A 24,574-nucleotide genomic window follows, 5' to 3' on the forward strand; every position below is an offset into this window, starting at 1 on the left:
AAGTGTAAAATTGTAAAAACTTACAATATTGACAAAGACTTAAAAAAAATGTTATTTTCTTACTTTAATTAATAAAAATAAATTCGGGAAAAAATTATGGATAAAATTGTTTTACTTGAAGTTAATAATTCAAAACTATTGAATGAATTTGCTCTTTTACCTTTTGAGTTGTATAAGAATGATAGTTCATGGATACCGCCTATTATAAGCGAGTATAAAAAATATGTGTCGGGAACCGATAATTCTTTATGTGATGCAGGACCTCACGTAAAGATAGTTGCTCAAATCGACGGAAAAACAGTAGGCCGTATTTTGTACGGAATTGACGGTAAATTGAATGAATATAAAAAAATTCGGGTCGGTTATATTTCGCAATTTGAGTGTATTGAAGATTATGCCGTCGCCGAAAAAATGCTTGATGCTGCAAAAAAATGGTTTTTGGAAAAAGGTATGGATAGAATTAAAGGACCTCTTTCTCTTCCGGGAGGGGAAGATAACCGGGGATTTATTACCGATAATTTTGAAAACCGCACATATATAATGAATACCTATAACAAAAAATATTATAACGACTTTTTTATAAGGTTCGGGTTCGAAAAATATTGGGATTGCTATGCTTATCATGCCCGTTTTGATGATGTCGATGCAAGCCGATATGTACGATTAGCTCCTTTGGTAGAAAAGCGCTATGGTTTTCATGTAGATCATATTGACTTAAAAAAGAATGTTAAGCGGGATATAGGAGATGTTCACACAATTCTTTTAAATTCCGAACCTGAAGAATGGGAAGACTTTATGCCCATGACCCGTAAAGAAATTGATATGGTTTTAAAACAGCTGATATCTTTCGCCGATGAGGAATTGATTTTTATTGCGAGAACAGCTGATGGCAGTCCCATAGGTTTTAATGTTACTCTTCCCGATTATAATGATGTATTGAAGCACCTCAAAGGTAAGCTTTTTCCCTTAGGTATTTTTAAATTCCTTTATTATAAACGTAAAATGAGACGTCTTAGAACTTTTGTTTTATTTGTTGATCCTAAATATCGTAATAAAGGCGTTTCGGCCGCCATTTATTCACGCCTTTATCAGGCTGCAATAAAAAAAGGATATTTGGAAGGAGAAGGTTCTACTATTTGGGAATACAATATTCCCATGATTACCGACATCGAAAAAACAGGGGCAAAGAGGGATATAGTTTATAGAATTTATCAATATCATTTGAACCGATAAACGTTTTATTAAATTTACATAGTAAATGGTTTACATATTAAAAGGCTTTACATAAAATATAAATAGTATTATACTCTCAAGACATAAAATTATATTTTAAAGGATGGTTTATATGAATATACGAGATAGAGTTGCCGCTCTAAGGCAAAAAATGAAGGAGCATTCTTTAAGTGCTTATTTGATCCCTTCTTCCGATCCTCATCAGAGTGAATATTTACCCGAAAACTATAAAACACGCGAGTTTATTTCGGGTTTTACGGGATCTGCAGGAACCGTTCTTGTTACCAAGGATAAGGCTATTTTATGGACGGACGGCCGTTACTTTTTACAGGCTGAAAAGCAGCTTGAAGGATCCGGAATTGAACTTTATAAAATGATGGAGCCGGGGGTTCCCACCGTAAACGAGTTTTTAAAATCCGCTTTAAAACCGGGTGAAAAACTCGGAATGGATGGTAAGGTTGTATCTGTTTACAGCTTTGATTCTATGCAAAAAGAGCTTGGTGGTATTGAACTTGTTACAGATATCGACCTAATAGGCGAAATCTGGAAAGACCGTCCTCAGGCTGTTTTAAGTGAAGCTTTTATCTTAGAGGAAAAATACACAGGAAAATCCGCAAAAGAAAAGATTGAAGAAGTCCGCTACATGCTTACCGAAAAAAAAGCCGATTCTACGGTTATCGGAGCCCTTGAAGATGTCTGCTATCTTTTTAATGTCCGCGGAAGAGATGTAAGATGTAATCCTGTTGTTACCGCTTATGCAATAGTCGATAAAACTAGGGCAATTATTTTTATTTCGTCGAAACAGTTAACCGACGAGGTTAAATCATACTTTGCTTCTCAAGGGGTTACGGTAATGGGGTATGAAGATGTCTTTGCAGAAGCCGCAAAACTTACAGGAAAAGTTTACATAGATCCTTCAAGAACAAATGTGTATTTGTACAGCCAAATCAAAGCAAATGTTGAAAAAGGTTTAAATCTAACCTCAACGCTTAAAGCAATAAAAAATGCCGTTGAGCTTAAAAACTTCGATGACGCTATGGAAAAAGACGGCGCCGCAATGGTAAAAATCCTAAAATGGGTAGAGGAAAATGCAGGAAAAGGTATTACAGAATGGGATGTAAGCGAAAAACTCTTAAAATTCAGGGCAGAAGGCAAGGACTTTTTAGAAGAAAGTTTTGAGACCATCTCAGGCTACGGCCCCAACGGTGCCATCATTCACTATGCGCCTTCCCCTGCCGAATCTGCAAAACTTCAACCTAAGAGTTTCTTGCTTTTGGACAGCGGAGGACAGTATCTAAACGGTACAACAGATATTACTAGAACCATAAAACTTGGAGAGCTTACAGAGCAGGAAAAAACGGACTATACACTTGTTTTAAAAGCCCATATTTCTCTTGCCCGTGCCAAATTTAAGGCCGGAACTACAGGCCATGCTATCGATACCATTCCAAGAGAACACCTTTGGGCTAGAGGACGTGATTACAAACACGGTACAGGCCACGGGGTAGGTTATGTGCTTTCCGTACATGAGGGACCTCAATCGATTTCAAGCCGCTTTTTAGATGTTCCTATGAAACTTGGTATGGTAACCTCCAATGAACCCGGGCTCTATGTTGCAGGAAGTCACGGGATTCGCATTGAAAGCTTGATCGTTACTACCGAATTTGCAAAAACAGATGACGGAGAGTTCTATCAGTTTAAGACAATTACCCTCTGTCCTATTGATACGAGACCCATTGTCCCCGGAATTCTATCGGATGAGGATATTAATTGGCTAAACGAATATCACAAAGAAGTTCGTGAAAGGCTTAGTCCCTATTTGGATGAAGCCCATAAGGCCTTTTTAGTAGATAGAACTAAGGCTATTTAAGAGATTTTCTTTTAAATTTAAAAAAATCGTTTTTTTTACTCGACAAAGTATGAAAAATGATATAGAATGTTATATATTGATATAAACGATATAAGGAGTATTATTATGAAAACATTAAATTGTGATATTTGTAGAAAAGAGCTGGTAAATCCTATCACAGAAAGGACTTATTGGCATATCCGCGAATATGATGTATGTGAAGCTTGCAAAGATGCTATTGAGTTCAAATTAAGGCCTGTAGTCCGCAAGCACTTTCCTTATTCACAAGATTGGTATGAACATGAGTTCATGGCTCTGGTTGAAAAGGGAATTGCCGCAAGACGCCCATAAGAGTGCTGATTAAAAAAAGACCCGATTACATATCGGGTCTTTTTTTTCATAGCTCCATTGACATATTTTGCTTTTTTGTGTAATATTAATCTCTATTTTTTTATAAAAGAGTAAGGAGTTTTCATGTCAGGACATAGTAAATGGGCTACAATTAAACATGCCAAAGGTGCAGCTGATGCTAAAAGAGGTCAGTTGTTTACTAAATTTATCAAAGAAATTTCAATTGCTGCAAAAATGGGAGGCGGAGATCCTGCTACCAACCCGCGGCTTAGAACAGCTGTTTTAAAAGCTCGTGCTGCAAACATGCCTAAAGACAACATAGAAAGAGCAATTAAAAAGGGTACCGGAGAACTTGGTGCCGTAAACTATGAAGAGCTTTTGTACGAAGGCTACGGCCCGGGCGGAGTTGCCGTTTTGGTTGAAGTTCTAACGGACAATAAAAACAGAACAGCAGCCAGTGTTCGAAATATTTTTACAAAGAGCGGCGGAAACTTGGGAGCAACAGGTTCCGTAGCTTATATGTTTAACCGAAAAGGTGTTATAGAATACGATGCCGAAGTGGTAAGCGAAGAAGCCATCATGGAAGCAGCTCTTGAAGCCGGTGCAGAAGACATTGCGGCTGAAGACGGCGTTATTACCGTTACGACAGATCCCAACGACTTTGCCTCTGTTCTTGAAGCCTTACAGGAAAAGGGCTTTGAATCGGTGTCTGCTGCCGTTTCGATGGTTCCCGATACCTATGTAGCCTTGGATGCCGATACAACGCAAAAAGCCTTAAAAATGATCGATAAGTTGGAAGAAGATGATGATGTTCAAACCGTTTCTTCAAATATCGAAATCCCCGAAGGCTTTGAGATGCCGGAATAAGCTTTAAAAACTCTTATAAGAGAAAAGCCCTTGCAGCTTAAACGAAAATTGCAAGGGCTTTTTTATTTTACTTTAATTTTAACGGATTTTTACTTTGTTATAAATTTAAGTAAATCTATTACTCTGTTGGAATAACCCCACTCATTATCATACCACGAAACAAGTTTAAAGAATCTCTTTTCACCGGGAAGGTTGTTTTGTAAGGTTGCCTTGCTGTCATAGATTGAAGAATGAGCATCATGGATAATGTCTGTAGAAACAATTTCTTCATCACAATAGGCTAAAACACCCTTTAGATAGCTTTCTGAAGCTTTTTTGATAGCTGCATCGATTTCTTCGATGGAGGTATCTTTTTCGGTACGTATTGTTAAGTCAACAACAGAACCTGTGGGGGTAGGAACCCTAAAGGACATGCCGGTCAGCTTTCCCTTTGTAGTCGGCAGAACTTCTCCTACAGCCTTTGCCGCCCCTGTGGTTGAGGGGATAATATTTACGGCTGCAGCCCGTCCGCCTCTCCAGTCTTTGAGAGAAACTCCGTCTACCGTCTTTTGAGTTGCCGTGTAGGCGTGGATGGTTGTCATAAGACCTGTTTCAATGCCGAAGCCTTCTTTTAAAAGCACATGAACTACGGGAGCCAAGCAGTTTGTTGTACAGCTTGCATTTGAAACTACATGATGCTCTGATGCCTTGTACTCGTTTTCGTTGACGCCCATAACAAAGGTTTTAATGGGTTTTGAAGGATCTTTACTTTTTCCGGGAGCGGAAATAATAACTTTTTTTGCTCCGGCTTCAATATGCTCATAGGCCTTTTCATTTGTGTAAATACCGGTACTTTCAATTACTACCTCTATTCCGAGTTCTTTCCACGGTAATTGTGCAGGAGTCAAACCTTTTCCCGATATACATTTAATTTTGTGTCCGTTTACTACAAGCACATCATCTCCGTCAGTGCCTATTTCGGCATTCATTTTGCCTTGAACCGAATCATATTTTAGTTGATAGGCAAAATACTTTGCATCCGTTGAAAGATCAACAACTGCAACAACATCGAATTTGTCTTTCCCAAGCAAATTTTGATTTACCAAGGCTTGAAAAACAAGTCTTCCGATTCTTCCGAATCCGTTGATAGCTACTTTCATAAAAAACTCCTCATTTTTTATTTTTTTTATATTAACCTATATTAGGTCATATGTCAACTTTATTTAGGTTCATTTTGTTCAAGACCCCTTAATTAAAGTTTAATATAATACCGGCTTCAGCATTGAAAAAAAACTTTTTTACCCGGCTGCCGGCCTTTGTTAAAGAAAAAGAAAATACCGAAGCTCCAAAATTAACGAACCACTCAATATCGCTGGAAACAGAATGATTTACCCCTGTTTCCAATACAATATCGGCTATTTTTTCGTTTATTGATCCGGTCTTTTGAAAATGATCTACTCTATAAATTATATTTAAAGGGATTCTTATTCCGGACGGTTTTGAATAGGAAACCGTATAAAATCCTATATCGGATATTGAAATATGTGTTTCGTCCAAATCTTCAACAATACTCTTGTTTTTTTGACTCAACTTTATGGATGCAATTATGTTTGGAAATCTCCAGCCCAAATCAAAGTATCCGTCTTGCAAGTATACATTTTTAGTTTTTACCGATGCTAAAGGAATCGAAAAATTTGTATCCAAAGAGGTAAAAAATCCTATTGGTAATTTAAAGGATAAGGATGTTCCCAAGCCTGGCTGAAAGATGGTGCTTACATTTTTATTGTCAAATCCTGCGTTAAATACGCTCAAGGTTGGTCCTATCGAGATATTTATCATATCGGTTGTATAAGCTATTCTTCCCCAGATTATGTTCCCGATACCTAAATATCTTTGAACAGCTAATTTTCCGTTTACATTTTTACCCAGATCTTCATTTAAAATCAACTTAAAGCCGAAGTCAGGTATTTTTCCTGTAGGACCCTTTGAGTTAAAGGGTGTGTTTCCTACGTTTATAGATGCCGTAACATCAAGAGAAAACAAAATACTCACGCATGTAAAAAAAACTAAAATACCTAGTATCTTTTTCATTAGTACACCGCCTTTATTGATATTTGTGCCGTTATCATTTTTGATATATCTTTATAAAGCAAGGGATTTACAGGAAGACGAAAATCCAGTGTAAAGCCGTCTGCCCTTAGGGTATAAAAAGGACTGATTAAAAATGAGAATGGGGTTATCATTGTGGGTTTTAAGGGGTTTACCGTTCCCATCATATTGATTCCGCCTTCCATATTTTTTGTTTCAAGATTTCCAAGGCTTACATCAGCACTTAAACCGGTAAAAAAAGAATCTTTTAATGAGGGATCATTGATGCTTTGAGGAAGTAAAAAGATGGGAGACACAAAACAGGCTATGCTTGATCTTATAAAATCTTTTTTTATTCTTGCCTCGAATGATGCATAGAAGTTGGAAGTAAAGTCTTTAACATTAATATTTTCAATCTTTATTTCTGCTATACCTGATTCGGTAAAAAAGTCATAACTGTCATCTGCCTGAAAAAGCATTGCAATACCTGTTCTAAATTTTGTTTTTACCGCATTTTTTGGAAAGGATGCTCCTGCAAAAAAATCAAAGGCAAAAAAGTCAAAGGCTCCGCCTATTCTAAAATCCGACTTGATCTGAAGTTTATCTTCCAGTTTTTCATTCCAAGACAGGTATGTTCCAAGATAAAAACCTGAAAAAAAGGCTCCATAAATTCCGAACCCTGTTCCTTGTACAAAATTGCGCGGGCGGAAAGCCGAAGCAGGATGATAGCGTCTAAATTTGGGATCCGGCATCTTTACTTTAAGGTGCTCTTGTAAAATGGAGTCTGAGCCTAAGGTATCATATATTCCTGTAAATATTGCAAGAGAAAGAGGCAAATTTTGTATTTTAGGGAAATTGAGGGAAGCTCCCAAAAAGCGGAAATTTCCGTTGAATTTCGGATCTTGCGCAGGATAAAGAAAATCTATGAGCCTGTCAATGTTTGCATCAATGTTCATATCAAAGTAAAATTTATTAGACGGTTCCATCCTGAGTTTGACCAGCAGAATAGAGTCGGCTGTCATGTATGGTTTGGTAGTTAAACTGTAAAAAGTATTGGTGTTTTCAAAATAAGGAACCGAAAACCCTTGGGAAAAAACAAGGGAAGTTTTTATTAAAAAGAAGAACAATAAAAATTGTATTTTTTTACCTTTGATACTCATATTTGCATATTTTACAATAAATTTTAAAAAAAATCTAGTTAAGTTTTAAAAAAAGCTCTTATAAATAAAAAAACCGAAAAAAAGCAATTTTCTTCTTGACTAATATTGTAAATAGTATAGAATATATTGTATGAGTGATTATCTTGACATCAATAACGAAGAACTTTTAAAAGATTTTTTCAGTGAAGCTGAACAACAGGTCGAAATACTTGAAAGTAATGTTTTAGTTATAGAACAAAATCCCGAAGACCGTAATGCCGTCGATGAGATATTTAGAGCTGCTCATACTTTAAAGGGCGGATCTGCTACTGTAGAGATGACTGAACTGTCTAAATTTACGCACGCAATGGAAGATCTTCTTGATGAGATTAGAAGCGGTTCCGTTAGGGTAACTGAAGAAACGGTAGATTTGCTTTTAAAGTCCATAGATATAATTAAGCTTATGTTGGATGCCAGGGCTTCAGGTTCAATATACTCGGATGATGTGTCCGGTATTGTAAATCAATTAAGATCATTTATACCTGAAAAGACTGATAAAAAGAGCAGTAAGGCTTCAGCTCTTAAGGTTTCCGTTCCTACTTCCGCACCTCCCGTTGCTTCACCTAAAGCTCAGACTCCGGCTTCAAGTTTGGATGTCAAAGATTATTTTTCGGAATATGAAATTCTTGAATTGGCAGAGACTATTCAAAAAGGTGAAGACCTATATGCAGTCATCGTAAAATTCGATGAATCAAATTTAATGAATTCGGTAGGCGGTATTCAGGTTTTTGCTGCATTAAAAGACTACGGCAGTGTTTTAAAAACGGTTCCGGACTTTGATGCCTTATATGAAGACGAATTCCATGAAACAGTAATTTATTTTTTATCTTCGGCATCGGACAGCAAAATATTGGAAAAGGCTGCCTTTATAGGAGATGTTACTCTCTCTGCAAGTGCCGAAAGACTTCAAATCAAAGAGGAAGCTCACGAAACTTATAAGCCTGCACAGTCTGCTCCTGCAAAGGCTCCCGATGCGAGTGTTTCCGGAATAAAAGTTTCCGAAAAGGCAGAGGAAAAAGCTGTTGAAGAAGCTCAGGACCAGCCTTCTAAATCCGTAGAAAAAACTGAGAAAAAACAATCTCAACCAAGCGCTCAAGGAAGCGGACATTCTTCATCGGGTTCCATATTGCGTGTAGATGCAAACAGAATAGATTATCTTTTGAACTTGGTAAGTGAGACAGTTATAACTAAGGCTTCTTTAAATCAAAGTACAATTGAATTTACCGAACTCTACGATAAATTTCAAAATTCCAGTACAATTTACAAGGATAAAACGAGAAGACTATTGGATAAGATGCCCGAATATCTTGAAAAGATTCAGCAGGGCTATGATATTAATTCTATAAAGCAGGATGTTTTAAACGAGTACTCAAGCCTTTTGGAAGTATTCGGAGATTTTGATTCTTCAATGAAGGCAGCCGTTACAAAGTTTAAGTCTTCGTCGCAAAACTTAGGCCGTATTTCCGGCGAGCTTCAAGAAGGGGTTATGAAGATCCGAATGGTTCCCATCAGTCAGATTTTCAGCCGCTTCCCGCGTGTAGTTCGAGATCTTTCAAGAGATTTAAATAAAAATGTTCAGCTGGTTATTGAAGGTGAAGATACCGAACTTGATAAGTCGGTTGTTGAAGACCTGCTTGATCCTATAATGCACTGTGTAAGAAACTCTCTTGATCACGGTGTTGAATCTCCTGAGGTAAGAAAAAGCCTCGGTAAGTCTGAGCAAGGCATCCTTCTTCTTAAAGCCAGCAACGAAGGTAATATGATAGTTATCGAAGTTGCCGATGACGGTCATGGAATTGATGTTGAAGCCGTAAAACAAAAAGCTGTTGAACGAGGTATTTTACATCCGAATAAGACTCTTACCGATATTGAAGCCTTCCAGTTGGTTTTTGCACCCGGTTTTTCGACAAGTAAAACTATTTCGAGCGTATCAGGCCGCGGTGTAGGTCTTGATGTAGTTAAGACCCATATAGAAAAATTAAACGGAACGGTTATGGTGGAGTCCGAACCCAATGTCGGAACCCGCTTTATCATAAAACTTCCCTTGACATTGGCTATTATACAAGGGCTTTTAATTAGGGTAGGAGACGAGGTTTATTCGATTCCGATTACTTCGGTTATAGAAAGTCATAGGGTAAAACCGGATGAAATTAACCGCATAGATAATTATGAAGTTTTTAACGTCCGCGATGAGGTATACAGCCTGTTAAGGCTTAACCGCCTGTTCGGTATTACATCGGCAGAAACCGATGATGACGGGTATAATTATATAGTTGTTGTCGGAACCGAAGAGAAAAAAGTAGGTCTTATGGTAGACAGCTTGATTGGTGAAGAAGCTGTTGTAATAAAACCATTGAAAGATCAATTTACTAATTCTCCGGGAATTGCCGGTGCTTCTATTTTAGGCGACGGCTCCGTTTCGTTGATTATAGATGTTGCACAGCTGCTTGAGCTCGGCTTAAAGCAGGAAATGCAGGCTAGGGAGCGCCGCGAGGCTTCAATTTGGTAGGTTAAGGAAAGACATTATGGAAGAAATGAAAGAACTAAAGGTAAATGCAGGCTTAGGCATAGGAGATACGGATTCTCTACATGATCAGATGATTGTCGTAGATTTTAAGATGGTAACTTTTTCCCTAGCCGGTAAGGACTATGCAATAGATATTATGCGTGTTAAGGAAATAGCAAAGGCCGGAAACTTTACCTATGTACCCAATACTTCTCCATTTGTATTGGGTGTATACAACCTCCGGGGCGATATAATTCCGATAATTGATTTGCGTATTTTCTTTAATATTCCGGTACCTGCTCGCAAAAAAAATCAGCCTGAAAGTATGGTTATAATAAATGTTCAAGATCAGACCTTCGGCGTTGTAGTAGACTTTATCGATAAGGTAGTGGGTGTATCCAGCAGTACCATTCAGCCACCGCATCCTATCTTCGGTGATATAAATATCAAATATATTCACGGTGTTGTAGAAAACGGAGGCCGCTTATATATTCTGCTTGATGTAGATAAGATATTTGCCTCACGTCAACAAAAAGAAGAAGTTAAGGAAGATTTGACTCCTGTTGCGGCGAGTGTGGTAAGGGAACCTGTAAAGCTTCAGGTGGGCCAGTCTTCAGAAAATTTGGATATAAAATTCATAGGCGATACCTTATCCGCTATGGGTAAATTCTATATTTCTGCCGTTAATGAAAATTGGGTCAAGGAGAGATATTTAGAGTGGAAGGATATGCGTCCTTCAGGGAACTTGCAAATTCAATCGGAAAACGATGCCGGAGAATTTTTATCGTCTTTCTTGTCGCCTTTTACAAAACGTTTTTGGAGCGAGGCCTATATAAATGCTTATTATAAAATGCTCCCCGAAAATACTTCTTCAGTAATTAATGTTTGGTGTATAGGATGCGGTCAGGGGTACGAAGCATACAGTCTTGCTGTTTTATTAAGAATGCGTTATCCGCGTGCACATATAAAGATTTTTGCAAATGATTCGGATTTGTTGGCTATTTCGAATGCTCCTATGCTTTCGGTTCCTGATGAGGTTGCTTCCGGTATTTATGAGCCCTATATTACAAAGACTGCTTCCGGAAGTTTGACATTTTCAAAAGAGATAAAGGATATGATTCTTTTTGAGTACCATGATTGTACTCATCAAAATGCCGTTCCCGATATAGATATAATTGTTGCAAGGGATGTCTTGTCGTTTATGAATCCCAATGTTCAGAGAACCATGATAGAAGAATTTAGGGAAAAACTAAAAAATTCGGGGCTTATAATTCTGGGGCATAATGAGGCAATGCCCAAGCAGGACGGTTGGCTGCGAAACAGCTCCGGTGATATTGTAATTTTTACAAAAGAATAAATATAAAAGGATAAGGAGAAATAAATGCGTGTAGAGTATATTAATCCGTTTAGCGAAGCTGCTTACAATATCCTGTCACAAGTTTTAAGTGAGGATATAAAACGCGGCGACTTGTACCTAAAATCGACTTGTATGCCGGTTATGGGTGTCGCAGCTATTGTCGGTCTTGCCGGGGATGTTGAGGGCCGGGTTATATTTGATATGACCTTGGACACAGCTTTAAAGATTGCCTCTGCAATGAATAACGAAGAGTTGACAGAATTTGATGAGCTTGCCCGCGCAACGATTACGGAATTGGCTAATCTTATTACGGCACAAGCTGTAACAAAGCTTCATGATTTAGGATTTAAGTTTGACCTAACTCCTCCGGCTTTGTTCACAGGCGATAATATGAAGATATCCAATAACGATATTGAGGCTTTAATAGTTCCGATGACTGCCCCTCAGGGTAAAGTAGAAATCAACGTTGCAATTCGTGATCGAGTATAAGAAAATTAAAGGAGTTTTATTATGATATCAAAACAGGACTTTCCCAATATTAACGAGAGGGCACCTGAAGGGAAAAAACCGGATGGAACACCTTACAAGATTTTGGTTGTTGATGATTCTATATTTGTTACAAAGCAAATCGGACAGATATTGAATAGTGAAGGCTATGAGGTTGTTGCTACCGCTGTTGACGGATTTGAGGGCGTTGAAAAATATAAAGAACTATGTCCCAATGTTGACCTCGTAACAATGGATATTACGATGCCTAAAATGGACGGTCTAACCGCCTTAGAGCAGATAATGGCCTTTGATAAAAATGCCAAGGTTGTTATGATAAGTGCTCTCGGAAAGGAAGAACTTGTAAAAAAAGCTCTTTTGCTTGGAGCCAAAAACTATATCGTAAAGCCGCTTGACCGCAAAAAGGTTTTGGAGCGTGTCGCCGGTGTCCTAGGTATTTCCTAATCTTTATAAAAGAGGCTTAAATCTAATGGTTTAAGCCTCTTTTTTTAGTTTTATCAGTCTGTAACGCTTGTTTGCTTTTAAGATTGTATATCTATTGCTAAAACTTTCTTTGAGGGACTTTTTTAGATTATAAACATGATTGTAGATGCTGTTTTGTTTTGAAGGAATTTTTTCTCCCCAAAAAATTGTGCTTATCTCTTCATCGCTTAGCCCTTTTTGCCTGTTTATAAGTAAATGCTTTAGCAAGATTCCGGACTTTTTAGGCAGACTATAGATATAGTCCTTATTAAAATCCGGCCGTCTTTTACATTTTGCAAGAATAATTTTGAGGATTTTTTCGTTTCCTCTTATATTTTCAGGTATTAAGGAAGAGCTTACTATATTGATATTTTTTATATTATAGCAATCTTCGTGAATATAGCTGCAAATTGTAATATCCTTGTATATCTTTTTTAACAATTGAGCTTCATTTAAGCTATAATGACTTAATTCTTTTTTTGCTACAATTATTGCATCCAATTCCGGATCCAAATAATTACATATAAATTTGCTGCCGTTTTCTGCAGCAATAGTTATAATTCCATGATTTTCCAACTTTTCACACAAAAAAGCGAGAGTTTCTATTTTTCTATCAAAAACTAATACTTTCATAATACCATTTTATCGGAAAAACTATTCTATCCCTTAAAAACTTTTCAATTCCTAATGACAAACAAGCAAATAAATTGTATAATCTCTTATATGTACATGTTAAAAGGATGTTCGGGTTATGTTTCTTAAAAGTCTTGAAATTTTCGGATTTAAGTCCTTTCCCGATAGAGTAAAAATTGAATTTGCAGATGGTATAACAGCCCTCCTAGGTCCCAACGGCTGCGGAAAGAGTAATGTAGTGGATGCCGTAAAATGGGTACTTGGAGAACAATCGTCCCGTACCTTACGTGCCGATAAAATGGAAGACGTTATCTTTAACGGTACCGAAAAGAGGAATCAGCTTAATGTTGCAGAAGTAACATTGACTATAAGCAATGAAAAGGGCCTTTTGAATTTGGATTTAAGCGAAATAGCTATAAAGAGGCGTCTTTATCGTTCAGGGGAAAGCGAGTATTTTATAAATAATCAGCCGGCAAAACTGCGTGAAATTAGAGAGCTTTTTTGGGATACGGGAGTTGGGAAGGCTGCATATTCAGTTATGGAGCAGGGTAAAATCGATCAGATCCTTTCGAGCAAGCCTGAGGAGAGGCGTTATCTCTTTGAAGAGGCTGCCGGTATAACAAAATTTAAGGTAAAAAGACAGGATGCTGAAAGAAAGCTCGAAAAAACCCAAGAAAATATGAAGCAGATTGAAGCTGCTTTGGCAGAGGTACGCAGATCCTATGATACCCTGAAAATTCAATCGGAACAGACGATTAAGTACCGGGAGCTAAAGGATTCCCTTTTTGAACACGAAAGAGATATTCAGCTTTTACGCTTAAAAAGCTTTGTAGACGGACTTGCCGCAAAAAAGCAAAGCTTAAAAGAAGCCTCCGAAAAGAGAGACTCCATACAGGAACAAATTGACGGTATTCACGGACTCCTTTCCGAAAATATGGATATTGTAAACGAGATGGAAGAAAAGTTTAATGCTTACCGCACAAAGGTATTAAACTTAGCCATCGAACAAAAAGGTAAGCAGGAGCAGGTTCAAATTTACAATAAACGCCGTTCCGAGCTCAAACTAAAGTTAAATCAGCTTGAAGCAAAGACTTCTTCGACAAAAGAAAATATTGAAAACCTTGAAGATGATATTTCGGAAAAGAATGCCGATGTTTTTGAGTTTAAAAAACAGGTTTCTGCAATAGAAAAAAACGCCGAAGAGTTTGAAAAAAACATAGACTTGGCAAGCCATCAGATTACTTCAAACAAGGAAGAAGTAAAAAGACTTGAAGACGATATAAAACGGCTTGACGATATGAGAGGGGCTATGGAGCTTGAGTTAAAGTCCATAACCGAGGATATCGTTACGGAGCTTGATAAAAATTTAAGATCTGCAGGTTATTCATCTGCAAATAGGTTGGAAGCCGAAAAAGACTTGGATGGGGCCTTAAACCGTTTAAAAGTTTTAATTACCGGAAAAAAAGCTATATTTTCGGACTTTGCCTCTATAGAAAATCATTCTGCAGATGATGTAAAAAAATTCGCAGAAGATTCCGTTCAAAGTTTTTCATCCCTTTTATCTATAAGCGATGAAATTCAAAATGCTCTTGAAAAGTATAAAAAATCCTCGGCAGGCTTTATTGACGAATTTTTGGCTCCGGAAGGTATCATTACAAAAAAAAGAGCAGTCGATACCGCTATCTTGGAAAACAGGCAATCTATCGAAAATAACCGCACTAAAATTGCAGGGCTGATAGAAGAAAATAACGAGCTTTCCGTCAAGATAAACGACTACCGCAAAACCCTTGAAGACCTGCGAGTAAACAGAGCAAGGATAGATGCTCAGGCAAAAAATGCCGAAGATCAGGTTAAGCTTTTAGAGCGCCAGCTTTCTTCGGAGAAAAAAATGCTCCATGACCTTGAAAGCGAATTTTTTACCGAAGAAAAACAGTTAAAGCAAACGGAAGAAGATATTTCGGAACTTGAAGGCGAGATAAATTCTTTGGAGTATGAGGGAAGAAAGATAAGTGCCGAGCTCGAAAAACTTGAAAACGAAATCTCGATAAAAAACTCCGACCTTGCCAGCAAGAGGGGAAAGGTTGATAAACTCACTGCAGAACTTTCAAAGGCAAATTCTCTTTTGGAAAAATTCCACTTTGATCTTGCAGGGATTGAAGCCGATATTCGTAACACAAAGGAAAATTTCAGGGAAAAACATTCCAGAGAACTTATGGAATTTGAAGAAAGGATGTTTACCATTACCTCATCGGTAAACGACCTTAGAGAAAGCCTTTCTTCGATTAAGCAAAAACTTGATTCTTTGGGCAGAGTAAACTTTATGGCTCCCGAAGAATTCGAAAGCGTTAAAGAGCGTTATGAATTTTTAAATAAACATATAAGCGATCTTGATAAGGCTCGTGCAGACTTGCAGCGTATTACCGACGAAATAACGGCCGAATCTACCGAGCTTTTTTTGGACACCTACAATAAGATTAAAAAGAATTTTCATAATATGTTTAGGCGGCTTTTCGGAGGAGGAAGAGCCGAAATACGCTTAACAGATCCGAAAAATGTGCTTGAATCGGGAATAGAAATTTTTGCTCAGCCTCCGGGGAAAAAACTTGAAAATATAAGCCTTTTATCGGGCGGTGAAAAATCCATGACCGCAGTAGCCCTATTATTTGCGACTTACATGGTAAAGCCTTCTCCTTTCTGTCTTCTTGACGAAATTGATGCCGCTCTCGATGAGCAAAACGTTACCAGGTTTGTTACTACTCTCCGGGAGTTTGCAAATGTAAGTCAATACATAGTTATCACTCATAACAAAAAAACAGTTTTGGGTGCAAATGCCATGCTCGGTGTTACGATGGAAGAATCCGGTGTTTCAAAGGTTATAGCCATAAGGCTTGATAATGAAACAGAGCTTGAATCAAAAACTATAGACTTGGTTAATGAGCCCTTTGTAGAAGAAGATGTTGAACCGGAGGAGGGAATCTATATTCCGCCCCATCCGCCTAAGAGGATAAAAACCGTAAACGGTGAGGAGGAAGTTTCAGAAGAAAATGATAGACTTGAAGAGTAAGATAGGCGATATTTTTAAAAATATTCAAGAGTTTTTTTCTAATAACAGGAAGGCGGTTATTATAATTGTATGCATCTTGATTTTTATCTTAATTTTAAGCCTCTTATTGATTTTATTTTCACAAAAAAAAGATAATACATCATATTCTGAAACAAAAAGAACTGTCTTATCATCTAAAAATTCGGATTTTAAGTCCGGCAAGGTTAATGCCGACAAGCTGCAAATCATAGATGAACCCCTTTATCTTCCTCCTATTCAATTTTCACGGGAACAGCGTAAAATATGGGAAAAAGAAGAGGTTGATTATTGGTATGAACCTCCTGCCGAAAAGGATATGGAGGAACTACATAAACAGAATAAAAAACTTGCCGATAAAATACTGGAGGCTGCTCCATGAAATTTTCAATACGCTTTACATTAATTTTATTTTTGATTTTTATCTTTTTTAATTCCTGTGCAAGTACAAAAAAAAATACAGGTGAAAATTTAATTGAAGATAAAAAAACTGAAGATATGACGGGAAATGTTTCCGATACTGAAGCTCCCAAGGATTCTGAAAATCTTAAGAATTCCGAAAAGATTATAATTATGAAAATACCTGAAAACTCTCAACAAGGACAGGGTATTTTGCCTAAAAAAAATACGGATAGTCTTTTGAACAATAATGATTCACAATTGAAGCCCAAAGCCGATTCGGCTGAATCCGTTTCTGATCCTAAACCTATCACCGATAAGCCGGCATTGGAGCTTATACTTGACGGTGAAGATGAAAATGAGCCTGTTCCTTTAGCTGAGAAGCCTGAGGTAAAAAAAACCGAGACTTCTGTTCCTCCTGCTCCCGATAAGCCGCTTATAAGTGTGCCGGATAAAAAACAAGTCGTAAAGCCTGCCGAGGATCCTAATAAGACTACAAAGCCTCAAATTAAAGGAAAACCTCTGGAAAAAAACGAAACAAGTTCAGATACTGCTCCTTTAGTTGCAAAACCAGAACCTCCTGTCGCAAAAGATGAATCTGCTGCCGCAGAAGTAAAACCTCCTGTCTCAGAAGCTTCCGGTGTTAATGATAAGGATATTGTAAATGAAAAAATGAAAGAGATTGAGCCTACCCGTGTTTTTTCGGAATTTCCAAGTACCGAACCTGATGAGACAAAAGAAGAAAAAACCTCCCGTTCGGTAAAACTCTATACAGGGCAGAGACTTGAAGTTGTATACCCCGGAGAAGGCTGGGTATACCTGGGCGAATCCACGGCACAAAAGGGGGTAAAATATCAGCAAAGAAAACTGCAAAACGGTACCTCTATCTTCCACTTTGGAGCTTTAAACGAAGGCAACTATATTCTTAACTTTTCGCATTTTGATGTTTTTTCGGATAATTTTATTTCGGATTCTATCGCCGTTCATGTAGAAAAAGCAAAGACAAAGCTGAATGATACTGTTAAAGCTCCTGATTATAAAGGAAGCGTAAATATTGCAAAACTAAAACCGGCTGAAAAGAAACCTGAAAAAGATACTTCGGATTCTTCCAAACCCATGCAAGGGGTTCCGATACAAAAAGAATCTTCTTCAATAAAAAAAGATACAGGCGATTTAAAGGTTTATGATTCTCCCGATCTTTTGACCGTAACCGAAAAGCCGGAATCTAAAACAGATGAGAAAAAAATTAAATCCCCTTCCGAGTTGTTGGACATGATAAGAGGCTATATTTCTGCGGGAAATTCGGCAGAAGCCTTAAATTCGGCAGATAGTTTTTTAAAAAACTATTCCGAAAATTTGGATGAGGCCTTGTTTTTACGCGGTCAGGCTTATGAACTAAACGGACCGAATAAAAATGTAAAAAAAGCCCTGGAAGCCTACCAAACCTTAACCAAGGCCTATCCTGAAAGTAAATTTTGGGATAAGGCGGATGCAAGGATAAGGTATATCAAAAAATTCTATATCGATATAAAGTAGGGCGAGTTTAATAAACAAAATATTATTCTATTTTGTATTGTAATAAAAGAATACGCAGGGCTTCCCGGTTTGCAACTCCCAAACTTTTACAGGCCGAAGCCATATCTTTTTTTACGACAGAAGTACTTACGTGGAATTCGGCCGACAGTTCTTCATAAGTTTTTCCGTTCATAATCGAGCCTAAAATAAAGTCCTTTTGGCGTTCGGAGATACCATATTCGGCCAGTTTTAAAACACTGCCCTTGGGCGGAAGATTTACTTCGGTAGAAACTATTTCGGTAGGCGGCAAAAGATAAGAGAGGTTTGCTTCCAGTTTTTTATATAGGCATACAAGAAGTCCGAAATAAAAACCGGTCAAAGTAATTTCAAAAATAAAATATTTTATACTAAAAGAAAAATACAAACCTATACTGATAAGAAGCCAATAAATTGTAAGAGCTGTAATTTTTTGTTTATGATAGGTTATAAAATCTCCGTTTACAAAAACCATAACACAGCCTGCAACAAAAAGAAGGGTACCGATACCCACAAATCCCATGTGTGCAGTAACTCCGGCTTCCATAAAAAACATCAAATAGGTGAGAATATTATTTTTGGGTTTTATAAAAAGAATAAGACAAAAAAACAGACAAATGCAATTTATAACAAAGTCAATCCTAATAACTACGGGAAGAAACCCCGCCAGCGGAAATTGATTGGTAATATTCATCACTATTGCAGTGCTTAATACAAAAATTCCCAACAAATACATAATACGGCTTGCCGTAAAAAAACTCTTCATGGCCCCGATTATAATATTATTTAAAAAAAATGACAATACCCGATGAAAAATGTACAAGGATGTCCGTTCATTTACCGCACAGGATGTGCGGTGGTTTCCATATTTGCAAGTTTTAGCCTGTGGCTAAAACTTGAAGCTCAAAATCGGACACGGATGTCCGATTTTGAGCAGGTAACCAAAGTTCTTTTTTGGGTAACCATGGTTCTTTTTGGCGTTTACCCCCTGTTTTTTATATAATTTTGTTGTATTTTTGGGTATAATTCAAAAGACTAGGGAGAGTGAGTTTATGCATAAGTTTAAAGCTTTTTTGATTGTAATTACGGTTTTACTGCTTTTAAGTGCCTGTGATCACTTTTTTTCGGATATTGAAAGAGATCTTGAATATTGGTCATCTACCGTGCTAATTACCGGAAACGAAATTCCCGCAGCCGGAACGGACAACGAGGGGTATCTTTGTTTGCCGAGTGAGTGCGACAAGACGGTTATCTTAAAACTTACAAATCCTCAAAAATACATACTTAAAATCCCCGGTGCTCAAGGCTCGCCTTCGGACATTGTAGTCTTTGAAAACGGCGTAAAAGGTGCCGACGGTATGAATGCGCCTAGGGCAGAAATAGATTACTATTTTAGACAAACATCTTCCGACCGCATCGAATTGATATATAAAGAAGACTTTTTAAAATATTCCGAGTGGGGCAGTCAAAACTTAAGCCCTGCAATCACCCTTTACAATAAAGAAGGCCGAAAGTTTGAGCAAAAATACACATTTAAACTGCGTGCCAATACCCCGCCTCTCGCCTTAGAATACAAAGCCTTGTGTAAAACGCAAGACAGCAGCAAATGGTACTATGTACTGTGTTTTAAAGTAAGCGATATGGATAAAACCGTAAGTACGGAGCTTTTACACAAAGACATAGCATCAATTACCGTTACCCCGCAGGGCGGAACGGCTCAAACCCTTCCCCTTACCGTAAAGCCGGATAAAAGCGGCTTTAATATAGGCAATTCGGGCATTCTTTTACCTGTCGCAAGCGTGAAAAAACTGGAAGCCGGCGATGTAAACCAGGGAGTTACCATAGATGACACGCCGACAGAAAAGTGGATAATCTATTTAAAAACCGATGTACAAGTAAAAGTAGGTGCCGCAAAAGAATACACACTTAAACTGACCGACGAAAAAGGCTTAAGCTCCCCCGAAATAACGAAAAGTACGGCAACAAACAAACTGTCGCCCGTTGAGCTGTATCACAACAATAGCCCGATAACGGAAAATTCCGAGAATTCTCCGTATGAAATAAACACCAATATGGCAATTACTTTACAGGCACGGGCAAAAGAAGGGGCAAGCATAACCGGAACTATAGAAAAAAAGGTGTTGGGTTCAAACAGCTGGACTTCTGCAGGTACTGTTTCAGGCACAACACCTGCCGATTTTACCTTACCGGCTCTTGGAAATAACGAAAACGAAGCCATATACAAAATCACATTAAAAGCAAGTGCGGCGGGCTATGTCGAAAGCGAATCTAAAACCTTCTTTGTCAAATTGGTTAAACAATTCACTGTAACATTCCGCGTACAAGGCGGAAACGGAAGCCTTCAAGGTTCCTATAACGGAAACACCGAAACGGCGAGCGGAAGCAACAGCCCAAGCTTCACCGTATCGCACGGCGGCAGCGTAACCTTTGCCGCAACACCCGCTGAAGGCTATGCTGTGGATAGCTGGAGCAGCAATGTCGGTGATATTTCAACTGACAAAACAACCGCAACGCTTTCTAACGTAAGCGGCGATACAACCGTAACGGTCAAGTTTAAGAAGAAAAAAACCGTAAACAGCTCCGATTATAATGCGTGGACGTTGTTAAAAAAAGTCGTCGAAATCGCTGATCCGAACTCCACCATCACCATAGACGGTAAAATAGAGGCGTCAAGCGGCAATTCGGGCCAAATCAAAATAGATAAGACCCTCACGATAAGGGGCAAAACCGTAGACGGCAACATACTTGACGCAAACGGTCTGAGCCGCATTTTCAAAGTGGAGAACGGCGCAACGCTCTTCCTCGAAAACCTGACGCTTAAAGGCGGAAAGGCGGACGAGGCAGAAGATGCGGACAAATGCGGCGGGGCAATCTACGCAAGCAACGCAATCGTCAACATAACAGACTGTACCATTACGGGCAACAAAGCAGATACAAACGGCGGCGGCATTTATGTCGAGGGTGGAACTACTAACATCACAAACTGCATCTTTACGGGAAACACCGCAAAGAACGGCGGCGGCATCTATATGACTGACAGATCCTACCCTGTGGTAATAATCAGCGGCGGCACTATCGGCGGCACGGGTCCGAATGAGGCAAACAAAGCAACAGGAACAGACGGCAAAGGCGGCGGCATCTATGTCGGCTACCTTTGCGACTTGAGGCTGCAAGATTCTACAGGTCCCGGTGGGCAGAACGTACTGATTACCAGTAATAAGGCGGCAAAAGGCGGCGGCGTATACGCAAATTACGCAGACGTAAGTATGAAAGAAGGCACACGAATTGCGGTAGACGAGGTAAACAACGATGTGTATTTGGACAATACTTCAAGGATTAAGGTTTTCAACACCTTGACCGCTGAGGCTCCCGTTGCCCGCATTACGCCTGAATACTACAGAGAATTTCCGCCGGTACAAGTGCTTGAGGGTAATATAACAGGAGGTACACCGCAGAATTATAAAAGATTTACCGTAACGCCGGAGGGCAGCGAGCAATGGGAAGTAGACAGCGAAGGCAATCTGAAAAAGAAGAATTAGATAGAAGCCGCAATCGCCGCCGCAATCGCCGCAGCTTCTTCAATGATTTATGGTGAGAATGCTACAATTGACCACATGGCATTGGATGGCAAACTGGTACTTTATATGACAGGTAAACGTGATTACGGCATTATGCGCGTTACCGAAGTAAACAACGGAGGTGGAGTATATATTAAGTTTAATTACAAAACCTTTAGAACATATGAGAGCGATGTTCTGCAACATAGTGGTGAAGTGGTAAATGGAGGCGAGAGATTTGATTTAGATACCGGAGGATCTGGTGCCGGTGGTAATGATTTTTTTCTTGGTAATGCCGGTCAGAAGCGGTTCAAGGTTTTAGACAATGCCAAATTTTATATACTGCCTAATTAATGGGATAATTCCAATGGATAATGTGTAATTACCGATTAAAACTAAGGAGGTTTTTATGTTAAAATATTGTTTACGGGAAAACTTACTCACCCCTGCGCCGGATGATTACATGGCGCAGGTGCAGGATGTGCGCTCGTACACCCTTGACGAAATCATTGACCTTATGATGCAAAAAGGTTCAACACTCACCAAGGCTGACACAAAGGCGGCCTTGCAAGTGTACGCAGAGGTGGTATGCACCCTTATAAAAGACGGTGCTGCGCTCAACACGCCCTTACTTAACACCTCTCTAAGCATATCGGGCACCTTTAACGGGGCAGCCGACAGCTTCGACAAAAAACGGCACACCGTGCACTTAAACCTTTCGGCAGGCACCCTGCTTAAAGAAGCCGTAGGTAAAATCAAGTGCGAAAAGGTCGAAGCCGCCGACACCAACCCCTACATTACCGAAGTTACCGACATCGTATCGGGCAAGGTAAACGAAGTACTGACCGCAGGCGGCGTTGTCCAACTGGTAGGTTCCCGGCTCAAGTTTGACCCGAAAGATACGGCTCAAGGCATCTTCTTCGTCCCCGAAACGGGAGAAGCCATCCGAGCTGCCGTCATCGCCGAAAACAAACCCGCCCGCCTCATGGCAATAATCCCTGCGGACTTGCCGGCAGGCAGCTGGTACATCGAGGTAAAAACGAAGTATGCCAACGCTACAAAACAGCTTAAAACGCTAAAATCAGGCAGATTCGGCAAAGCTCTTACCCGAAGTTCATAGAGTAACACAGATTTACCCTATAAGGTAATACCGGTTTACCGCATAAGGTAACACCGGCTTACCTTATAGGGTAAGCCGCACTTACCGCATAAGGATATGGATAATGGATATATGGGTAATTGGTAGTGAGGAATGATTAAGTGGTAATGGGCAATTACACATTACCAATTAAACATTGATTACACATTAAACTACAAATTAGATTAAATGAAACAATTTAAATTAACGGCTATAGCAGTATTGCTATCGGCAATTATGATGATGATACTTTTCTCTACCTGTCTCAATGCCGGACAAGGCAAGGGCGTCGAAACAAATCGGGCCGTACCTTCCGATAAAACCTACGCAGTAGGCAATGTCAGATTTACAATGAAAAACATCGCCGCCGTAACAGACGGTATGTTGGGACATAACGATTACTGCGACAAAAACAAACCTCACGCGGTAAGTTTAAGTGCCTACCTGATAGGCGAAACTGAAGTAACGCAGGAGCTGTGGGAAGCTGTAATGGGCAGTAGACCTAGCGGCTTTAACGAAACTTCCGGTAAAGAAGCCGATCCCGCAGAAGTGCAAAAAAAGCGGCCCGTGGAGAATGTAAGCTGGTATGATTGTATAGCCTTTTGTAATGAACTGACGAAAAAGGCATCCGATTTGGGAGAAGCCGAATGTGTATATTACCTAAAAGATAATGCCGCTGAAGTATATACTATAGCCCATGCAAATGCAAAAAAAGAACCCGGTATGGACATGAGCAAAAAAGGTTTCCGCTTGCCGACAGAGGCTGAATGGGAGTGGGCTGCAAAGTGCGGCGTTGCCGGAAAATGGGCAGGAACCGATGAGGTAAGCAAACTTATAAACTATGCGTGGTACCGCAATAACAGCAATGATAAAACGCACGAGGTCAAGAAAAAAGCGCCTAACGGCTATGGGCTTTACGACATGAGCGGTAATGTTTGGGAATGGTGTTGGGACAGGGATCGGGCTTTACCTGAACGGTTGCCTGCGGACTATGCAGGTGCCGGTTCCGGCTCTTACCGCATCATTCGAGGCGGCAGCTGGCGCAACGGCACTAACTATGTCTCCCGTGCCTGCCGGGGCAACTGCCATCCCGATCTTCGCGACAGCGATATCGGCTTGCGTGTGGCTAAGTCCAAGAATTGAAATTCTGTCAATAAGCCCTTTATTCAACTACAATTTTTCTATTTCGGATTCGGAAAGTCCTGTTATTTCTTTAATTAAGACTGTATCAAAGTTTTTTAACTTCATAAGTTTTGCGGTTTCCCTTTTTGCATTGTCCTTAATATCCATTTCAAAAGTAGATAATAATCTGTATTCTTGTCTTGCCTGTTCGTTTTGTTTTACTGTTTGTATCATTTCTTCTATCCCCCTTGTAAATTCATTATTCGCTTTACCTGTTTTAAGGTATGTTAAAAAATCTTTTAATTCTTTGTCCTCAGTGTTTTTAAAAGCTTCTGCATTTATTATAACCTTTTTTATTCCGTCTTGTAAAGATGTATTTTTGTCCTCTATACAAATGTTTTCAAAGGTATAAACAGATTTATTTTTACCTATAACATCAAATAAACAGATAAAAATTATAAAGCTGTCATTTAAGTTATTATAGGAATTTCCTTTATCCAAAAAAGAAATGTCCAGGGCCGCTTGGTAAAATCTCATTCTTTTAGGTATATTCCTTTCATTGCTTACCTGCATTTCCACATCATAAAATTTACCGTTTTCTGCTTGCACCAAAACATCAAATCGTACGGATTTTGCCTGTTCATAGGTGTTAATACTGTGCTGAACCGAAACATAC

21 protein-coding genes and 1 pseudogene are annotated in these 24,574 nt (G+C 39.0%); 16 read left to right on the forward strand and 6 right to left on the reverse strand.

All coding sequences use genetic code 11. From position 1 onward, the window contains the following. Nucleotides 1–96 precede the first annotated feature (96 nt). From E4O04_RS07705 to E4O04_RS07720, 4 genes are all read left to right on the forward strand, one after another. Nucleotides 97–1,233, forward strand: coding sequence for a hypothetical protein (locus E4O04_RS07705; protein WP_253687932.1), 1,137 nt, complete (start codon nt 97–99; stop codon nt 1,231–1,233). A gap of 112 nt (nt 1,234–1,345) precedes the next feature. Further along, nucleotides 1,346–3,103 (forward strand): aminopeptidase P family protein, encoded by a 1,758-nt coding sequence (locus E4O04_RS07710; RefSeq protein ID WP_253707183.1) that lies wholly within the window; start codon nt 1,346–1,348, stop codon nt 3,101–3,103. 105 nt (nt 3,104–3,208) lie between these two features. Further along, nucleotides 3,209–3,433: a hypothetical protein gene (locus E4O04_RS07715; RefSeq protein ID WP_253687930.1), complete on the forward strand. Its 225-nt coding sequence runs from the start codon at nt 3,209–3,211 to the stop codon at nt 3,431–3,433. A gap of 123 nt (nt 3,434–3,556) precedes the next feature. Next, complete coding sequence (locus tag E4O04_RS07720) at nt 3,557–4,300, forward strand: YebC/PmpR family DNA-binding transcriptional regulator (RefSeq protein WP_253687929.1); 744 nt, start codon at nt 3,557–3,559, stop codon at nt 4,298–4,300. Between the two features lie 89 nt (nt 4,301–4,389). Here E4O04_RS07720 and gap read toward each other — a convergent pair whose 3' ends face one another. The 3 genes from gap to E4O04_RS07735 all read right to left on the reverse strand — a co-directional run bounded on the left by gap (nt 4,390) and on the right by E4O04_RS07735 (nt 7,527). Continuing rightward, nucleotides 4,390–5,439: a type I glyceraldehyde-3-phosphate dehydrogenase gene (gene gap, locus E4O04_RS07725; protein ID WP_253687928.1), complete on the reverse strand. Its 1,050-nt coding sequence runs from the start codon at nt 5,437–5,439 to the stop codon at nt 4,390–4,392. Nucleotides 5,440–5,527: 88 nt separating this feature from the next. Further along, entirely contained in the window at nt 5,528–6,370 is an 843-nt protein-coding gene (locus E4O04_RS07730) for a hypothetical protein (protein WP_253707184.1), read from the reverse strand. Next, nucleotides 6,370–7,527, reverse strand: a complete 1,158-nt coding sequence (locus E4O04_RS07735) for a hypothetical protein (protein WP_253687926.1) — start codon at nt 7,525–7,527, stop codon at nt 6,370–6,372. Before E4O04_RS07735 ends, E4O04_RS07730 begins: the two co-directional genes overlap by 1 nt. Before the next feature lie 130 nt (nt 7,528–7,657). On the opposite strand from E4O04_RS07735, the gene E4O04_RS07740 reads away from it, so the two are divergent. The 4 genes from E4O04_RS07740 to E4O04_RS07755 are packed head-to-tail and all read left to right on the forward strand — an operon-like array spanning nt 7,658 to nt 12,380. Continuing rightward, nucleotides 7,658–10,075: a chemotaxis protein CheA gene (locus tag E4O04_RS07740; protein WP_253707185.1), complete on the forward strand. Its 2,418-nt coding sequence runs from the start codon at nt 7,658–7,660 to the stop codon at nt 10,073–10,075. A 16-nt stretch (nt 10,076–10,091) separates the two neighbouring features. After that, a complete protein-coding gene (locus E4O04_RS07745) occupies nt 10,092–11,429 on the forward strand; it encodes a CheR family methyltransferase (protein ID WP_253707186.1) in 1,338 nt (445 codons plus the stop codon). 24 nt (nt 11,430–11,453) lie between these two features. Next, a complete protein-coding gene (locus E4O04_RS07750) occupies nt 11,454–11,918 on the forward strand; it encodes a chemotaxis protein CheX (RefSeq protein WP_253687923.1) in 465 nt (154 codons plus the stop codon). A 21-nt stretch (nt 11,919–11,939) separates the two neighbouring features. Then, a complete protein-coding gene (locus E4O04_RS07755) occupies nt 11,940–12,380 on the forward strand; it encodes a response regulator (RefSeq protein WP_002668975.1) in 441 nt (146 codons plus the stop codon). A 30-nt stretch (nt 12,381–12,410) separates the two neighbouring features. On the opposite strand, the gene E4O04_RS07760 is transcribed toward E4O04_RS07755, so the two are convergent. Next, entirely contained in the window at nt 12,411–13,031 is a 621-nt protein-coding gene (locus tag E4O04_RS07760) for a helix-turn-helix domain-containing protein (protein ID WP_253687922.1), read from the reverse strand. Between the two features lie 118 nt (nt 13,032–13,149). On the opposite strand from E4O04_RS07760, the gene E4O04_RS07765 reads away from it, so the two are divergent. The 3 genes from E4O04_RS07765 to bamD are packed head-to-tail and all read left to right on the forward strand — an operon-like array spanning nt 13,150 to nt 18,045. Next, entirely contained in the window at nt 13,150–16,095 is a 2,946-nt protein-coding gene (locus E4O04_RS07765; RefSeq protein WP_253707187.1) for an AAA family ATPase, read from the forward strand. Further along, nucleotides 16,076–16,492 carry a hypothetical protein gene (locus E4O04_RS07770; RefSeq protein WP_253707188.1) on the forward strand — a complete coding sequence of 139 codons (417 nt, stop codon included), beginning with the start codon at nt 16,076–16,078 and terminating at the stop codon, nt 16,490–16,492. The genes E4O04_RS07765 and E4O04_RS07770 overlap by 20 nt, the downstream gene beginning before the upstream one ends. Continuing rightward, a complete protein-coding gene (bamD, locus tag E4O04_RS07775) occupies nt 16,489–18,045 on the forward strand; it encodes an outer membrane protein assembly factor BamD (RefSeq protein ID WP_253707189.1) in 1,557 nt (518 codons plus the stop codon). Before E4O04_RS07770 ends, bamD begins: the two co-directional genes overlap by 4 nt. Nucleotides 18,046–18,067: 22 nt before the next feature. Here bamD and E4O04_RS07780 read toward each other — a convergent pair whose 3' ends face one another. Beyond that, the gene (locus E4O04_RS07780; RefSeq protein ID WP_253707190.1) at nt 18,068–18,826 is read right to left on the reverse strand and encodes a helix-turn-helix transcriptional regulator; all 759 of its coding nucleotides are present in this window, start codon (nt 18,824–18,826) and stop codon (nt 18,068–18,070) included. Between the two features lie 42 nt (nt 18,827–18,868). On the opposite strand from E4O04_RS07780, the gene E4O04_RS07785 reads away from it, so the two are divergent. The 5 genes from E4O04_RS07785 to E4O04_RS07805 all read left to right on the forward strand — a co-directional run bounded on the left by E4O04_RS07785 (nt 18,869) and on the right by E4O04_RS07805 (nt 23,919). Next, nucleotides 18,869–19,063 (forward strand): hypothetical protein, encoded by a 195-nt coding sequence (locus tag E4O04_RS07785; RefSeq protein ID WP_253707191.1) that lies wholly within the window; start codon nt 18,869–18,871, stop codon nt 19,061–19,063. Nucleotides 19,064–19,112: 49 nt separating this feature from the next. Next, nucleotides 19,113–21,620, forward strand: coding sequence for an InlB B-repeat-containing protein (locus tag E4O04_RS07790; RefSeq protein WP_253707192.1), 2,508 nt, complete (start codon nt 19,113–19,115; stop codon nt 21,618–21,620). Between the two features lie 75 nt (nt 21,621–21,695). Then, nucleotides 21,696–21,992, forward strand: a complete 297-nt coding sequence (locus E4O04_RS07795; RefSeq protein ID WP_253707194.1) for a hypothetical protein — start codon at nt 21,696–21,698, stop codon at nt 21,990–21,992. A gap of 55 nt (nt 21,993–22,047) precedes the next feature. After that, the gene (locus E4O04_RS07800) at nt 22,048–22,758 is read left to right on the forward strand and encodes a DNA-binding domain-containing protein (RefSeq protein ID WP_253707196.1); all 711 of its coding nucleotides are present in this window, start codon (nt 22,048–22,050) and stop codon (nt 22,756–22,758) included. 207 nt (nt 22,759–22,965) lie between these two features. Further along, nucleotides 22,966–23,919, forward strand: coding sequence for a formylglycine-generating enzyme family protein (locus tag E4O04_RS07805; protein WP_253707198.1), 954 nt, complete (start codon nt 22,966–22,968; stop codon nt 23,917–23,919). Between the two features lie 27 nt (nt 23,920–23,946). Here the strand turns inward: E4O04_RS07805 and E4O04_RS07810 are convergent. Further along, nucleotides 23,947–24,573: pseudogene (locus E4O04_RS07810) on the reverse strand (Rpn family recombination-promoting nuclease/putative transposase); the annotation flags it as partial. Between the last annotated feature and the right edge of the window lies 1 nt (nt 24,574).

It is taken from the genome of Treponema sp. OMZ 799 (assembly GCF_024181365.1).
Lineage (GTDB): Bacteria > Spirochaetota > Spirochaetia > Treponematales > Treponemataceae > Treponema_B.